The following is a 15756-nucleotide window of genomic DNA, read 5'->3' as shown; positions in this document are numbered from 1 at the left end:
CGTGCGCCCGCGGCACCCCCGGTGGGCCCACCCGGGCGGGCGACGGCGGCGGGGCCGGCCCGCCGCCTCAGCCCTTCGTCGCACCGGCGGTCAGACCGCCGATGAGCTGGCGTTCGGCGACCGCGTAGAGCGCCAGCGCGGGGATCATCGCCACCACGACGTACGCGAGGATCCGCGCCGTGTCGCTGGCGTACTGGCCCTGGAACTGCTGCACGCCGAGCGGCAGGGTCCACCAGCTCTGGTCGTTGAAGATCACCAGGGGCAGCATGAAGTTGTTCCAGCTCGCCACGATGGCCAGCACCGAGACGGTCGCCAGCGCGGGCCGGGCCATCGGGAGCAGGATTTTCCAGAAGAAGCCGAAGGGACTACACCCGTCGACCGTCGCCGCCTCCTCGATCTCCCGGGGGATCTCCCGGAAGAAGCCCCGCAGGACGATGATCGTGACCGGTAGGCCGAAGGCAGCCTGCGGCAGGATCACCCCGAGCGGGTTGTCCAGCAACCCCATCGCCCGGAGCAGGACGAACAGCGGCAGGATCGCGACCGCGAACGGGAACATCAGCCCCATCGCGAAGAGCGTGAAGAAGAACTCGCGGCCCCGGAAGGCGAACCGGGCGAAGACGTACGCCGCCATCGCCGACACCCCGACCACCAGCACGGTGGTGGCCACCGCGATGAGCAGGCTGTTGCCCAGTTGCCGCCAGAACGACGCCGACACGAAGATGTCGGTGTAGTTGGAGGTCACCCAGGGATCGGGCAGCCCGAACGGGTTCTGGGCGAGCTGGCCGTTGTCCTTGAACCCGCCCAGCACGCCATAGATGATCGGCACCACGATGAAGGCGCCGATGGTGATGCAGGTCAGGTGCAGCAGCGCGGAGACGACCGGGCTGCGGCCCCGGCGCCCGGTCCGGCGGGCCGCCGCGTCACGTCGGGCGAGCGTACCCGGCCCGCTCATGATCGACCCTTTGCCACGGTGATCGCCCCCTCCATGTCGCGGCGCAGCACGAACCGCTGGTACAGCAGTGCGAAGACGAGACTGATGATGAACATCGCCATGCTGATCGCCGTGCCGTAGCCGACCTCGAAGCGGCGGAAGCCGTACTGGAACATGGTGATGGCCATCGTCTCGGACGCGTTCACCGGCCCGCCGCCGGTCAGGACCCAGACCGCGTCGAAGAGCTGGATCGTGCCGATGATCGACAGGAAGATCGCGATCCGGATGGTCGGGCCGAGCAGCGGCAGGGTCACGTGCCGGAAGACCCGCCAGGAGTCGGCGCCGTCCACGGAGGCCGCCTCGATGAGCTCCGCCGGGATGCCCTGCCGGGCGGCGAGGAACAGGATCATGTAGAAGCCGAAGTACTTCCACGTGATCACCACGAAGACCGCGTACAACACGGTGTCGGGGTCGGAGAGCCACTCGGCGGCCAGGTTGTCCATGCCGACGGCCCGGAGCACCTCGTTGGCGAGGCCGACCTCCGGGGAGAGCACCATCGTGAAGAGGACGGCCGTGATGACCTCGGAGAGGACGTACGGGGCGAAGAACATCACCCGGTACACCGCCCGGAACCGGATCTTCTGGTTGAGCAGCAGCGCGAGCGCCAGCGCGATCGGCAGTTGGACGCCGAGCGAGAGCACCACCAGGATGAAGCCCCGCCACAGGTCGCCGAGGAAGATCTCGTCGGCCAGCATCCGGCGGTAGTTGTCTAGGCCGATGAAGTCGGTCGGCAGTCCGCCGAAGCCGTTCCACTTGAACAGGCTGGTGTAGGCGGCGAGCACGATCGGGCCGAGCACGACCAGACAGAACAGCAGCAGTGCCGGCGCCAGGAAGACGACGATGGTCGGCCAGCCGCGATCCCGGAACACGGTGCGGAGTCGGGCCCGGCTCCGGCCCCGGGACCGGGGCCGGGGAGCGGACTGCTTCCCGACCCCGGGCCGCGCGGTCGCCGGCACCCCACGCGCGGACGGCGGGCGCTGGGTGCCGGTCGGGTGACTAACGCTTCGCGGCATTGGTGATGGACTCTGCGACCTGTTCGGGGCTCGCCTTCCCGGCGATCAGCTCCGTGACGCTGGCGTTGATCTGCTCGCCGATCGCCGGCGCCCACGCCTGGTCCAGGTAGAGCTGGAACCCGGTGGCCTCGGACACGGTCTTGGCGACCAACTTCTGGTTGGCGTCGGTGAGCGCCTCCTCGGCGCCCTTGGCGACCGGGATGATGGAGTTGGTGGCCGCACCCTTGCGCTGGCTCTCCAGGCTCAGCAGGAACTTGAGGAAGTCGACGGTCTGCTCGGGCGCGTCGTGGCCGATCGCGAAGCCGTTCCCGCCGCCGAAGACATCGGTGATCTTCCCCGCGCCCCCCTCGACCGCCGGGAACGGGAAGAACGCGATCTTGTCGCCCTGTCCCTTCTGGTCGGTCGAGTACGCCGCCTGCGTCGAGGGCGCCCACTGGCCCATCAGCTCCATCGCGGCCTTGCCGTTGCCCACCAGGGCCGCCTGGCCGTCCGGGTTCGGGTACGTCGCACCGAGGAAGCCCGGCTGGAACGGCTCGAGGTCGACCAACTCCTTCAGGCGCTGTCCGGCCTGGATGATCTCCGGGCGCCGGAAGTCCTTCGCGGCGTTCGCCGCCTCCAGCGCATCCGCGCCGCCGATGCGCAGCACCAGGTAGGAGAAGTAGAAGTGGGCCGGCCACTTCTCCTTGCCGCCGAGGGCGATGGGGATGGTGCCGGAGGCCTTGAGCTTACGGACCACCTCCAGGAACTCGCCCCAGGTCTGCGGCGGGGCCGCGATGCCGGCCTTGGCGAAGAGGTCCTTGTTGTACCAGAAGCCGACCATGCCGTTGTCGAACGGCAGGGCGTACTGCTTGCCGTCGACCTGGTAGTACTTCAGCGGCACCGGCGAGATGTTCTCGATGAAGCCCGGCATGGCACCGCTGATGTCCTTGACCAGGCCGGCCTCCACCTGCTGCTTGAGTACGCCGCCGCCCCAGGAGCTGAAGAGACTTGGCGCCTTGCCCGACTGGGTGACGGTGGTCAGCTTGGACTTGAAGGCCTGGTTCTCGAGCGGCGTGATGTTGATCTTCACGTCGGGGTGCTGCGCCATGTACGCGTTGGCCAGCTCGGCCCAGACGCTGAGCATCGGGTCGGTGTTGGAGATGTGCCACCACTCGATGGTGGCCTTGCCGTCGGCGCTGCCTCCGTCGTCATTGCCGCAGGCGCCGAGGAGCGCGGCACCCGCGCCGGCCCCGGCGAGGCCCAGTAGCGATCGACGAGTGATATGGGTGGTCATGCGCTGTCCCTTTCAACGGGCATGCAGGACGTACGGCCCGGCTGGGCCGTGGCGGTGGTTCCGAAACATCCGGGCTGAGTTCCGAGAATCAGGATCCGATGCGCCGCACGTTACGACCCCCCGTAGGCAAAGGTCAATACCTACGGCTCGACTGAAAGCCAATGGTTATCCGATCAAGACCGCCGCGCTACCCCGGCCGTGACTATCGGAAAACTACCGATAACTCCCCCTCCCGAGCCTGCCCGCGGGTCCGGCGGCTGGGGCTCGGAGTCCCAGGCTCACGCACGCCACCGGCCCGGTCGGCCCCGCCCGAGGTCCGCGATCCGCTCCTGCGGATCGCCGCACAGCGCCGCGAACCCGGGGGGACGCCCCGGCACCGCCGCGCTGCCGGCCGACGAGGCCATCCGGGGCGGCGCTCCGGACGCCGTACCGGCCGAGGCCCTCGGGGGAGGGGGAGGGAGTCCACGCAGGCCAGGACAGCCTTGGGAGAGGGAAGAAGCTTACGCGGGCCAAGGCAGCCCCGGAGAGGGAAGGAGGCAGGCAGGCAGACAGGCCGAGGCCCTCGCGGCACAGGAGAACCCCGACGGTCGGTGAGGCGAACCGAGGCGCCGGTCGTGAAGGAGCCGGCCCGACCCGCGCCCGGGCCGGGGCACCGGGGCGTGACCGTGGTGTGGCGGGCGAGCGACCGGTCCGCTGGACAGCCGGCGAGTGCGGGCCGAACCGGCGAGAGGTCAGCGCGCGGGTGGACGGTCCCAGCCCGCCGGCAGGGTCGGCACCGGCCAGTCGGGGTCCGGGACGAAGTCGGTCCAGGTGCCGTCGAACGGGAACTCCCCGGCCTCGGCCAGCTTGATCACCCGCTCGCCCTCGGCCCGCACCGCCGCCGGATCCGGCACCCAGTAGTCGTCCGGGTAGGCCAGCCGCTCGGCGAACTCGTCCTCGTCCTTCCAGGCCCAACTCCGGTCGGGTCGGATAACCACGTCGAGGTCCTGGTCGACCATGTCGACGCCGGCGACCTCGCCGTCGTCCCAGCGGACGGCGTGCTCCTCCAGGTTGACGTACCAGTTGGCGAACCGGTCGTCCTCGGTGCGGAAGAACCAGACCGAGTGGTTGGCCCCGGCGGGCAGGAACTTCAACACCGGCGGGCCTTCCCAGGTCGAGACGCTGAGCCGGTAGGAGTTGGTCAGCCACTCGGCAAACGACATGGCCCGCATTCCCCGGCCGTCCGCGGTGACCTCGTGGGCCACCGGCGTCTTCCGGGCGATCCAGAGCAGCAGGCCGCGCTCGTCGTCGCTGACCACGCGGCCCGGCCGCACCCAGCCGATCCGGCCCCGCCGGACGTTGCGGTGCAGGACGACCCGGCCCGGGGCGAAGCGTGACTCACCCACGGTCAGTAGGAGCGGGCCAGGATGGCCACCAGGTCCGGCTCGTCCTCCGAGTCCGGCACCGTCCCGTCGGCCCGACGCAGGCAGCGGACCGTGACGCCCTGGGCGTTCGCCTTCGCCTCGCCCTCGACCCCCACGACCGACCACGGCACCCGGGCCCAGCCGGTCGCCGCCGCCGCGATCGCGTCGTCCAGGGACTCCACGTCGGCCGTCCGGGACTCACGCATCGCCAGCGCCTCGTCGTACAGCGCCTGCTGGTCGGCGTCGAGGGCGGCGAGCACCGCCGCGACCACGTCCGGCACCGGGACGGTGGTCTTCGATCCGTTGGTACGCCGAACCAGCACCGCGTTGCCGGCGGCGAGATCGCGGGGACCGACCTCGATCCGTACCGGATAGCCCTTGAGCTCGGCGTCGACTGCCCGGCGGCCGAACGGGGTGTCGATCCGGTCGTCGAACCCGACCCGGACCCCGGCGTCGCGCAGCGCGTCGCGGAGCTTGACCGCGGCCTCGGTGACCCCGTCGCCCTCCTTGACCACCATGACGTAGGCCTGCACCGGCGCCAGCCGGGGCGGCACCCGCAGCCCGTTGTCGTCGCCGTGGCACATGATCAGTCCACCGAGCATCCGGGTGGAGCTGCCCCAGGAGGTGGTCCAGGCGTGCTCCACGGTGCGCGCGGCCGAGGTGTAGGTGATGTCGAACGCCTTCGCGAAGTTCTGCCCGAGCTCGTGCGAGGTGCCCATCTGCAGCGCCTTGCCGTCGCCCATCATGCCCTCGAGGGTGTAGGTGCGGATCGCGCCGGCGAACCGCTCCCGGGCGGTCTTCAGGCCGGTCAGCACCGGGATGCCGAGGACGCCGACCATGAAGTCCTCGTAGACCTCGTGCAGGATCTTGCGGGCGTACGCCCGGGCGTCGGCCTCGTCGGCGTGCGCGGTGTGACCCTCCTGCCAGAGGAACTCACTGGTCCGCAGGAAGACCCGGGGCCGCAGCTCCCAGCGGACAACGTTCGCCCACTGGTTGAGCAGCAGCGGCAGGTCCCGGTACGAGTCGACCCACTTGGCCATGAACTCGCCGATCACCGTCTCGCTGGTCGGCCGGACCACCACCGGCTCGGCGAGCTGCTTGCCGCCGCCATGGGTGACCACCGCCAGCTCCGGCGAGAAGCCCTCGACGTGCTCCGCCTCGCGACGCAGGTAGCTCTCGGGGATGAAGAGCGGGAAGTACGCGTTCTCCGCCCCGGCGGCCTTGATCCGGGCGTCCATCTCGGCCTGCATCCGTTCCCAGATGGCGTAGCCGGTCGGGCGGATGACCATCGTCCCGCGGACCGGCCCGTTGTCGGCGAGCTGCGCCTTGGCGATCAGGTCCTGGTACCAGCGGGGAAAGTCCTCCGCACGGGGAGTGAGCACGCGTGCCATGAGGGCACATCTTAGGCGTCCGCGCCGGGAACGCCGCGACCGGGCGAGGACCCGTGCGGCCCGGGTCCGCCGCTCCGGCGCCGCCGTCCGGCCGGTGGTGGCGCGGCCGGCCGGTCAGCGCACCACCCGGCCCCGCAGCACGATCCGGCGCGGAGCCTGCACCACCCGCAGGTCGGCCCGGGGGTCGGCATCGTAGACGACGAGGTCGGCGAGGCCGTCCTCGACGAGCCCGGGGAAGCCGAGCCACTCCCGTGCCCGCCAGGAGGCGGCGGCCAGCACGTCGACCGTCGACATCCCGGCCCGCTCGTGCAGCAGCAGCATCTCCCGGGCGGCGAGCCCGTGGTCGATGCCACCGCCCGCGTCGGTCCCGACGTAGATCGGCACCCCGGCCTCGTACGCCGCCCCGACCACCGAGGGGAAGTTGTCCCGCAGCGCGAGCATGTGCTTGGCGTACCCGGGGAACTTCTCCCGGGCCTGCTCGGCGATCCCTCCGAAGATCGTCTCGATGTTGATCATGGTAGGCACCAGGGCGGTCCCGCGCCGGGCCATCTCCTCGACCAGGTCGGCGCGGAGCCCGGTGCCGTGCTCCACCGAGTCCACCCCGGCACGGACCATGATCTCGACCGCCGCCTCGGAGAAGGTGTGCACCGCCGCCCGGGCGCCGGCGGCGTGCGCGGCCTCGACCGCGGCGGTCAGGGTCGCCTCGTCCCAGGACGGCGCCAGGTCACCCGTGCTCCGGTCGAGCCAGTCGCCGACGAGCTTGACCCAGCCGTTCCCGGCCCGGGCCTGCTCCGTCACCGTGGCGCGGACGTCGGCGGCCTCGACCTCCAGCGCGATGCCCCGCAGGTAGCGGCGGGGCGACGCGATGTGCCGCCCGGCCCGGGCCAGCCGGGGCAGGTCCGGCTCGTCCTCCAGCTCCGGGTACGGGTACGGCGAACCGGCGTCCCGGATCGCCAGCACCCCGGCGTCCCGGTCGATGGTGGCCAGCGCCCGTGCCTGGTCCAGCGAGGTGATCGGCACCGCCCCCGGGGCGATGCCGGGATGGCAGTGGGCGTCGACCAGACCAGGAAGCACGAACCCCCGGTCGGCGACGGTCTCGGCGCCCGGAACCGGGGTGAAGGTGACGCGGTCGCCGACCAGCCAGAGGTCACGGACCTCGTCGTCAGGGAGCACCACGCCCCGCACGTGCAACGCCATGCCTCAGTCCTACCGGATCACCGGATCATCTCGTCAGCCAGGGCTCCGGTCCAACCCTCGTCAGCCGGAGCTCCGCTTCGATCTCGGAAGCCGGGCTGCCGGGGTGCCCTCGCGGCAGACCCGTGTGTCGTCGTCACAGTCCTTGGGGACGGACGCGGTCACAATCCTTGGAGACGGGCGCGCGAGACCGCAGGCTCACCTGTCCCGGTCGTCCCGCTTGGTGAGCTTGCTGAAGTCGAGCTTCGGCAGCTTGAACCCGGGCGGCAGACCCTGGTTGCCGGCCAGGGCGGTCGGATCCAGGCCCGGCGGAAGCTGCGGCATCCCGGCGGCGGGGAAGCCGCCGGCGGGACCGCCGACCCGGGGGCGGCCACCGCCCTTGCCTCCCTTGCGCTTGTTCTTCGGCGACTTGGTCGCCTTGCGCCGGGCTCCGGGCAACCCCATCATGCCGCCCATCTGCTTCATCATCTTCTGTGCCTCGGCGAAGCGGTTGAGCAGCTGGTTGACGTCCATCACGGTGACCCCGGAGCCGTTGGCGATCCGGGCCCGCCGGGAACCGTTGATGATCTTCGGGTTGACCCGCTCGGCCGGCGTCATCGACCGGATGATCGCGGTGACCTTGTCGAAGTGCTTGTCGTCCAGCTCGGCGAGTTGCTCCTTCATCTGCCCCATCCCGGGCATCATCGCCAGGACGTTGGCGATCGGACCCATCCGGCGTACCGCGATGAGCTGGTCGAGGAAGTCCTCCAGGGTGAACTGTTCGCCGCCGAGGAGCTTGGCGGTCATCTTCTCCTTCTGCTCGGCGTCGAACGCCTGCTCCGCCTGCTCGATCAGGGTGAGCACGTCGCCCATGCCGAGGATCCGGCTGGCCATCCGGTCCGGGTGGAAGATGTCGAAGTCGGCGAGCTTCTCACCGGTGGAGGCGAAGAGGATCGGCTGGCCGGTGACGTGCCGGACCGACAGGGCCGCACCACCCCGGGCGTCACCGTCGAGCTTGGAGAGGACGACGCCGGTGATCCCGACCCCGTCCCGGAACGCCTCGGCGGTCCGGACCGCGTCCTGACCGACCATCGCGTCGATGACGAAGATGACCTCGTCCGGGTCGATCGCGTCCCGGATGGCGGCGGCCTGCGCCATCATCTCGGCGTCGATGCCGAGCCGGCCGGCGGTGTCGACGATGACGATGTCCCGGGCCGCCCGCCGGGCGTGTTCGATCGACGCCTTGGCGACCTGGACCGGGTCGCCGACCCCGTTGCCCGGCTCGGGTGCGAAGACCTCGACCCCGGCCCGGTCGCCGAGCACCTGGAGCTGGTTGACCGCGTTCGGGCGCTGGAGGTCGGCGGCGACCAGCAACGGCTGGTGGCCCTGGCCCTTGAGCCAGTTGGCCAGCTTGCCGGCCAGGGTGGTCTTACCGGAGCCCTGGAGACCGGCCAGCATGATCACCGTGGGGGGCTGCTTGGCGAACTGAAGCCGGCGGCTCTCGCCGCCCAGTACCGCGATGAGTTCCTCGTGGACGATCTTGATAACCTGCTGGGCCGGGTTCAGCGCCTGCGACACCTCGGCGCCCCGGGCCCGCTCCTTCACGGTGGCGATGAAGGACTTCACCACGGGCAGGGCGACGTCCGCCTCCAGCAGCGCCAGGCGGATCTCCCGCGCGGTGGCGTCGATGTCGGCGTCGGTGAGCCGACCCTTGCCCCGCAGCTTGCTGAAGATCCCGGAGAGGCGGTCACTCAAGGTGTCAAACACGGCACAACATCCCGTTTGTCGTATTCATCCGAGCAGGACGTGACCGGGACACGTGTGTCCGGCCACCGCAAGGGTAGCCGGACACCTCCGCCGATGTGGCCAGCCCGCCCCAGCCGGTCTCCGCTCCGGGACGTCCGCCGCCGGTGTTAGGAAGGGCCCCTTCTTCTACCAAAAGCGATAACAGGGGGCCCTTCCTTACACAGCGGCGAGGACCGCGGCCTCGATCCGGTCCCGCTCGGCCTGCCCCGGCCAGCTGCCGACCAGGTAGAACGCGTCGACCACGTCGCCACCGAGCGTGGATATCCGGGCGGCGCGGACCTGGGCGCCGGCCTCGTCGAGGGCGGTGGTGACCCGGTAGAGCAGGCCCCCGGAGTCGGCGGCGCGCAGTTCCAGCACCACCGCGTCGGTGGCGGCCGCGCGGTGCCAGACCACCCGTGGCGGGGAGCCGCCGCCCCGGGCGGCGAGGACGCGGCTGCGGAGGCGCTGGAGCAGCGAGACGTCACCGATGACCGCCCGGCGCAGGTCCGCGGCGAGGGCGACCGGGTCGGGCGGGGTGCCGTACCGGGGTTGGACGACGCACTCGACGAGGGCGCGGCCGTCGACGGTGGAGGCGTCGGCGGCAAGGACCTCGAGCCGGTGCAGGGCCAGGCACCCGGCCACCGCGGCGAGCAGGCCCCGCCGGTCGGCCGCGGCCACCGCCACCCGGTCCCCCTCCAGGTGTACGGCGGGCAGCGGCCCCGCCACCAGCGCCGGGTCCGGGGTCGGCGGATCGGGGAGCTGTCCGGTGTCGAGCCGGGTGTGCACCCGGCGGACCAGCTCGGCGATCAGCCGGCCCTTCCAGTCCGACCAGGCGGCCGGGCCGGTGGCGTGCGCGTCGGCTCGGGCCAGCGCGTGCAGCAGGCCCAGCGTCGTGGCGTCCCGTACCGCCTCGGCGACCCCCGCGACGGTCACCGGGTCACCGATGTCGCGCCGGGTCGCCACCTCCGGCAGCAGCAGGTGCAGCCGGACCAGCCGCTCGATCAGCGCCACCTCGGCGGGCGGCAGCCCGATCCGGGCGGCGATCCGGGCCGCGACCGGTGCCCCGACGACGCTGTGGTCAGCGGACCCACCGGGCCCCTCCGGCCGCTCGGACCGGGCCCCGGCGTCGCCGCCGTCGAGTCCCTTGCCGACGTCGTGCAGGAGGGCGGCGAGCAGCAGCAGGTCGGGCCGGTCCACCTCGCGGGCGTACGCGGTCGCCTCGGCGGCGGTCTGGACCAGGTGCCGGTCCAGCGTGTAGCGGTGCACCGGGTTGTGCTGCGGCAGGCTCCGCATCCGGGGCCACTCGGGGAACCAGCCGTCGACCAGGCCGTACCGGTCACAGGTCTCCCAGGTCGGCACCAGACCGGGACCGGCGCCGAGCAGGGTGAGCAGCGCGGCGCGGGCCGCCGGTGGCCAGGGGGTCGGCAGCGGCGGGCAGTACGCGGCGAGCCACTCGCACGTCGCGCGGGCGATCGGCAGTCGGGCGGTGGCCGCGGCGGCGGCGACCCGCAGCGACAGGCTCGGGTCGGGGCGGGCCCCGATCGCGGTCCGGGCCAGCACCAGTTCCCCGTCCTGGGCCACCACGTCCCGGGCGACCGGGCGGCGCAGCGGGCGGCCGTCGGCGCCGCGGCGCCGTCCCGAGCGGAGCCGGTCGGCGGCACGGAAGGCGTCGTCGAGGGCGTGGCGGACGGTCCGGGCGTCGCCGGCGACCCGGCGCAGCAGGGCGTCCCCGTCACCCGCGGCGGCGCCGGTGCCGGTGGAGGCGACCCGCAGCCCGAGCAGGCCGGCGACGGCGGCTCGTTCCTGGGCGAGCAGTCGGTCGACCCGCCGCCCGACCGACTGGTGCAGCGCGTCGCGGGTGTCGAGCAGGCGTACGTGGGCGGCCCGGACCGCCGGCCGGAGCGCGTCGGTGATTCCCGCGACGGCGATGGCGCGGAGCAGGCTGACGTCCCGCAGCCCGCCCGCGGCCTCCTTCAGATCTCCTTCGAGGAGGAACGCCAGCTCGCCGTGGGCCTGCCAGCGGGCGGCGGTGATCTCCCGCAGCCGCGGCAGCGCCCGGACCGCGGTGCGCCGCCACTGGTCGACGGCGGCGCCGACGAGCTGGGCGGTGAGCGTTCGATCCCCGGCGACGTGCCGGGCGTCGAGCAGCCCGAGCGCCACCCTCACGTCGTCGTGGGCCACCGAGAGCGCCTCGGGGATGGTCCGCACCGAGTGGTCGAGCCCGAACCGGGCGTCCCAGATCGGATACCAGAGGGCGGCGGCCAGGTCGTCCATGCCCGGCACCCCGGCATGGAGCAGGATCAGATCCAGGTCTCCGCACGGGGCGCACTGCCGACGCCCGAGGCCGCCGACCGCCACCAGGGCGATCCCCGGCACGTCGACGGTGTCGGTGCCGGCAGCCGGTCCGGCGCCCGTCCCGCCCCGCCCGGGGCCGGCCGGTCCCCCGCCGGTCCGGCCGACCCCGGTGGCGGCGAGGCCGGCGGTGAACAGCCCGGTCAGCCACGTGTCGAGCGCCGCCGCACGCTGCTCGCGTGCGGCGGCGCCGATGCCGACGACGAGCGGGGGTCGGAGGTCGAGGTGCCCGACGGTCGCCGATGCGGTTCCCCTGCTCATCTGGGTGGCGGTGATGGCCGTGCTACAGCGCGTCGAGGCCGCGTTCGCCGGTACGGACCCGGATGACGTCCTCGACGGCGGTCACCCACACCTTCCCGTCGCCGATCTTCCCGGTACGGGCGGCCGTGACGATCGCGTCGACGACCTTGTCGACGTCGATCTCGTCGGTCAGCACCTCCACCCGGATCTTCGGCAGGAACTCGACGGTGTACTCGGCGCCCCGGTACACCTCGGTGTGGCCCTTCTGCCGTCCGTACCCCTGGACCTCGCTGACGGTCAGGCCGGCCACGCCGAGGGCGTGCAGGGCCTCCTTCACCGCGTCCAGCTGGTACGGCTTGATGACCGCAGTCACCAGCTTCATGTCCAACCCCTCCATCGGAGAAACGCTAACCGGCGACCTTCTCGCTGACCGGAGCGGCGGACTCGCCCGCCGCCGTGTTGCTGCTGGAAGTACCGACTCCGGCGAGGGCGAACGCGCCCCCGCCGCTGCCCGAGGCCGTGGAGAGGTCGTAGCCGCTCTCGGCGTGCTCCGCGATGTCGATGCCGTCGACCTCGGCCTCCTTCGAGACCCGGAAGCCGATGCTCTTCTCGATGACGAAGGCGAGCACCCAGGCGATGGCGAAGGACCAGACGGTGACGATCAGGCCCGCGAGCGCCTGCCGGCCGAGCTGGGTGGCGCCGCCGCCGTAGAAGAGGCCGTCGGAGGCGCCGATCGCGTCGGTGATCGCGCTGTTGACGCTGCTGGTGGCGAAGAGGCCGAGCCAGAGCGAGCCGATCCAGCCGCCGACGAAGTGCACGCCGACCACGTCGAGCGAGTCGTCGTAGCCCAGCTTGTACTTCAGGCTCACCGCGAGGGCGCAGATCCCGCCGGCGACCAGGCCGAGCAGCACCGCGGCCCAGGGTGCGATGAAGCCGCAGGCCGGGGTGATGGCGACCAGGCCGGCGACGGCACCGGAGGAGGCGCCGACGAGGGTGGGCCGACCACCCTTGATCCACTCGACCGCGATCCAGCCGAGCACGGCGGCGGCGGTGGCGAGCTGGGTGTTGATGAAGGCCAGGCCGGTCACGGAGTCGACGGTGAGCTCCGAGCCGGCGTTGAAGCCGAACCAGCCGAACCACAGCAGGCCGGCGCCGAGCGCGACCAGCGGGACGTTGTGCGGCTTCATGGCCTCCTTGGGCCAGCCGAGCCGCCTGCCGAGGACCAGCGCCACGCCGAGCGCGGCCGCGCCGGCGTTCATGTGCACCGCGGTGCCCCCGGCGAAGTCCAGGGCCTTGATGTTCCCGTCGCCGCCGCCGATGAGGCCGCCGCCCCAGACCATGTGCGCGACCGGGAAGTAGACCAGGGTGGCCCAGCCGAGGGCGAAGAGCAGCCAGCCGGCGAACTTGGCCCGGTCGGAGATGGCGCCGCTGATCAGCGCGGTGGTGATCACCGCGAAGACCATCTGGAACGCCATAAACACGTAGAGCGGGACGCCGATCCCGCTCGGGCTGTCGGCCGTCGCGCCCCAGAGATCCGTCTCGGAGAGGAAGGTCTTGGTGCCGAGGTACTGCGAGATGTCGCCCCAGAAGCCGTTCACGTCCGAGCCGAAGGCGACGCTGAACCCGTAGAACCACCAGAGAACAGAGATGAGCCCGATCGCGGAGAAGCTCATCATCATCATGTTGAGCACGCCCTTGGACCGGTTCAGGCCGCCGTAGAACAGCGCCAGACCGGGCGTCATGAGCAACACGAGAGCCGTCGACACCAGCAGCCAGACGGTGTTGCCGGAGTCGATGGTCGGTGCTTCAGGCACGCTGGCCTCCTAAGGTTTGGTTACCCTCCTTCCCGGCCCACCGAGGCAGCATCGCCCGTACGCCGGTTGCGCGGAAGCTTCGTGGCTCGCTGTTTCACCCGAGGTGCCCACGCGGTTTCTTCCGGGTGACGCGTTGTTTCCAACGTGTGAAGAAGTCCGCACCATGGGTGGAACGGACGGGGCAAACCCCGCCGAATAGCCCACCGGACAGGTACGGACAGCGACGCGAGCTACCGCAGGGCGTACTCCAGGGTGTGCCGTTCGTAGTCGAGCAGCCGGAGGTCCCGCATCGGGCGCCGGAGGTGGCCCTTGTGCACGATCCGGACGAACGCCGGGTCGCCGGCCGCCGCCATCCGCCGGATCCCCTCGATGTGGTCCACGATCCGCTTCCGGATCGTCCGGACCAGCCGGTGCCGGTCCCGGGGGATCAGCCCGTACGCGTCGGCGAACAGCCGCAGCCGTCGGGGCCGGTTCGGGCGCTTCCAGCCGAGGGTGTACGAGTCCCGGTCGGAGAAGAGCGGCACCCAGGTCCAGGCCGCGTAGGCCACGTCGTAGATCCGGGCACCCGGCGACGCCAGGTCGAAGTCGATCAACGCCAGCGTGCCGTCCGGCCGCCAGATGACGTTGTGCGGGGCCGCGTCGTGATGGCAGATCACCTCGGTGTCCGGCGGCGGCGGACCGAACGACCGCCAGACCGCGTTCGGCGGCGGCTGGAAGCCGTACTGGGCGTCGTGGAACATCCGCAGCATGGTGGCGACCGTCACCAGGGCCTCGTCGGTGACCCAGTGGGGGGCGAGCGGGTACTCGCCACACTCGCCCTCCAGGTAGGACAGCACCTCACGGTTGCGTGAGTCCATCCCAAGGACCCGCGGCGATCCGGTGAAGCCGACGTATTCGAGGTGGCGCAGCAGGGCGTGCACCGCGGGCGTCCACGGCCCGGCGTTGCGCCGGACCGTGTCGCCCACTCGCACGACGGTGCTGACGTTTCCGCCGTGCAGCGGGATCTCCTGCGATGTCACGTACGTCTCTCCTGAGGAGCGGCGCTGGTTCATCTTCACCACGGTCGCGCCCGGGGGCGGGGCGCGGCAACCAGAGTCCCCCGAGACTACGCGTCGACGTTGAGCGGCTCGGTGCCGAGGAGCGCGTCAACAAATTGTGCCGGGTCGAACGGCGCGAGATCGTCCGGTCCCTCGCCGAGCCCGACGAGCTTGACCGGGATGCCGAGCTTGCGCTGGACGGCGATGACGATCCCGCCCTTGGCGGTCCCGTCGAGCTTGGTCAGGACCACGCCGGTGACGTCCACCACCTCGGTGAAGACCCGGGCCTGCTCCAGGCCGTTCTGCCCGGTGGTGGCGTCGAGCACCAGCAGCGTCTCGTCCACCGGCCCGTGCCGGGAGACCACCCGCTTGATCTTGCCCAGCTCGTCCATCAGGCCAACCTTGTTCTGCAGCCGGCCGGCGGTGTCGATCACCACGGTGTCGACCGACGTCTCGATGCCGCGCTGGACCGCGTCGAACGCCACACTGGCCGGGTCGGCCCCCTCCGGGCCCCGGACCACCTCGGCGCCGACCCGGCTGGCCCAGGTGGTGAGCTGCTCGGCGGCGGCGGCCCGGAACGTGTCGGCGGCACCGAGCAGCACGCTGCGCCCGTCGGCGATCAGCACGCGAGCGACCTTGCCGCAGGTGGTGGTCTTGCCGGTGCCGTTCACCCCGACGACCAGCAGCACCGCCGGGGTGCCGTCCTCCCGGGTCGCCCGCAGCGTCCGGTCCAGGGTCGGGTCGAGCACGCTGACCAGTTCCTCGGCGAGGAGCGCACGCAGTTCGGCGGCGGTCCTGGTGCCGAGCACCGCGACCCGCTCCCGCAACCGGTCCACGATCTCCCGGGTCGCCTCGACCCCGACGTCGGCACCGATCAGGCTGTCCTCGATCTCCTCCCAGACCTCCTCGTCGAGGTGGTCCCGGGAGAGCAGGCTCAGCAGTCCCCGGCCGAAGACGTTCTGCGACCGCGCCAGCCGGGCCCGCAGCCGGACCATCCGCCCGGCGGTCGGCTCCGGCCGCTCGCGCACCGGCGGGGCCGGCGGGGCCTCCACCGTGGGGACCTCGACCGGTGGGGCGGCCGGCGCCTCGACCGGTGGGGCGGCCGCCTCCCCCGCCTCCGGCGGTGCCGGCGGCACCGGCGGTGCCGGCGGGATCGGTGGCAGCGGCGGGGCGGCCCGCCGGCCCCGCCGGGTGACCACCACGCCGACCGTCAGGCCCACCGTGAGGAGCACCAGTACGGCGATCACGACCGACATGACCACGAGGTTGTCCATGCGGACGATC

At 71.9% G+C, this 15756-nt stretch carries 12 protein-coding genes; all 12 read right to left on the bottom strand.

The genetic code is table 11. The features are described 5' to 3' along the window. Positions 1–67: 67 nt before the first annotated feature. Positions 68–952, bottom strand: coding sequence for a carbohydrate ABC transporter permease (locus EF879_RS05865; protein ID WP_123555628.1), 885 nt, complete (start codon positions 950–952; stop codon positions 68–70). Beyond that, positions 949–1860 carry a carbohydrate ABC transporter permease gene (locus EF879_RS05860; protein WP_233604260.1) on the bottom strand — a complete coding sequence of 304 codons (912 nt, stop codon included), beginning with the start codon at positions 1858–1860 and terminating at the stop codon, positions 949–951. The genes EF879_RS05865 and EF879_RS05860 overlap by 4 nt, the downstream gene beginning before the upstream one ends. A 127-nt stretch (positions 1861–1987) precedes the next feature. After that, positions 1988–3277, bottom strand: coding sequence for an extracellular solute-binding protein (locus tag EF879_RS05855; RefSeq protein WP_123555624.1), 1290 nt, complete (start codon positions 3275–3277; stop codon positions 1988–1990). Between the two features lie 731 nt (positions 3278–4008). After that, positions 4009–4662 carry a DUF402 domain-containing protein gene (locus tag EF879_RS05850; protein ID WP_123555622.1) on the bottom strand — a complete coding sequence of 218 codons (654 nt, stop codon included), beginning with the start codon at positions 4660–4662 and terminating at the stop codon, positions 4009–4011. Positions 4663–4664: 2 nt separating this feature from the next. Continuing rightward, a complete protein-coding gene (proS, locus tag EF879_RS05845; protein ID WP_123555620.1) occupies positions 4665–6071 on the bottom strand; it encodes a proline--tRNA ligase in 1407 nt (468 codons plus the stop codon). Between the two features lie 114 nt (positions 6072–6185). After that, entirely contained in the window at positions 6186–7268 is a 1083-nt protein-coding gene (locus tag EF879_RS05840; protein WP_123555618.1) for an amidohydrolase family protein, read from the bottom strand. Positions 7269–7463: 195 nt separating this feature from the next. Continuing rightward, the gene (gene ffh, locus EF879_RS05835) at positions 7464–9011 is read right to left on the bottom strand and encodes a signal recognition particle protein (protein WP_123555616.1); all 1548 of its coding nucleotides are present in this window, start codon (positions 9009–9011) and stop codon (positions 7464–7466) included. A gap of 195 nt (positions 9012–9206) precedes the next feature. After that, positions 9207–11642, bottom strand: a complete 2436-nt coding sequence (locus EF879_RS05830; protein WP_370375453.1) for a [protein-PII] uridylyltransferase — start codon at positions 11640–11642, stop codon at positions 9207–9209. 22 nt (positions 11643–11664) lie between these two features. Next, positions 11665–12003, bottom strand: coding sequence for a P-II family nitrogen regulator (locus EF879_RS05825; protein ID WP_199736245.1), 339 nt, complete (start codon positions 12001–12003; stop codon positions 11665–11667). A gap of 25 nt (positions 12004–12028) precedes the next feature. Continuing rightward, positions 12029–13435, bottom strand: coding sequence for an ammonium transporter (locus EF879_RS05820; protein ID WP_123555612.1), 1407 nt, complete (start codon positions 13433–13435; stop codon positions 12029–12031). Positions 13436–13665: 230 nt separating this feature from the next. Continuing rightward, positions 13666–14487 carry an aminoglycoside phosphotransferase family protein gene (locus tag EF879_RS05815; RefSeq protein ID WP_123556771.1) on the bottom strand — a complete coding sequence of 274 codons (822 nt, stop codon included), beginning with the start codon at positions 14485–14487 and terminating at the stop codon, positions 13666–13668. A 53-nt stretch (positions 14488–14540) separates the two neighbouring features. Beyond that, the gene (ftsY, locus tag EF879_RS05810) at positions 14541–15728 is read right to left on the bottom strand and encodes a signal recognition particle-docking protein FtsY (protein ID WP_370375464.1); all 1188 of its coding nucleotides are present in this window, start codon (positions 15726–15728) and stop codon (positions 14541–14543) included. Positions 15729–15756: the final 28 nt, after the last annotated feature.

Source organism: Micromonospora sp. HM5-17, from assembly GCF_003762835.1.
Lineage (GTDB): Bacteria > Actinomycetota > Actinomycetes > Mycobacteriales > Micromonosporaceae > Plantactinospora.
This window is presented reverse-complemented; position numbering and strand designations above follow the sequence as displayed.

Excerpts from the sequence above, each read along its gene's own strand:
- ftsY (WP_370375464.1), bottom strand. The coding sequence starts at position 15,728 with ATGTCGGTCGTGATCGCCGTACTGGTGCTCCTCACGGTGGGCCTGACG.
- proS (WP_123555620.1), bottom strand. The coding sequence starts at position 6,071 with ATGGCACGCGTGCTCACTCCCCGTGCGGAGGACTTTCCCCGCTGGTAC.
- EF879_RS05865 (WP_123555628.1), bottom strand. The coding sequence starts at position 952 with ATGAGCGGGCCGGGTACGCTCGCCCGACGTGACGCGGCGGCCCGCCGG.
- EF879_RS05855 (WP_123555624.1), bottom strand. The coding sequence starts at position 3,277 with ATGACCACCCATATCACTCGTCGATCGCTACTGGGCCTCGCCGGGGCC.
- EF879_RS05830 (WP_370375453.1), bottom strand. The coding sequence starts at position 11,642 with ATGAGCAGGGGAACCGCATCGGCGACCGTCGGGCACCTCGACCTCCGA.
- EF879_RS05825 (WP_199736245.1), bottom strand. The coding sequence starts at position 12,003 with ATGAAGCTGGTGACTGCGGTCATCAAGCCGTACCAGCTGGACGCGGTG.
- EF879_RS05840 (WP_123555618.1), bottom strand. The coding sequence starts at position 7,268 with ATGGCGTTGCACGTGCGGGGCGTGGTGCTCCCTGACGACGAGGTCCGT.
- EF879_RS05815 (WP_123556771.1), bottom strand. The coding sequence starts at position 14,487 with ATGAACCAGCGCCGCTCCTCAGGAGAGACGTACGTGACATCGCAGGAG.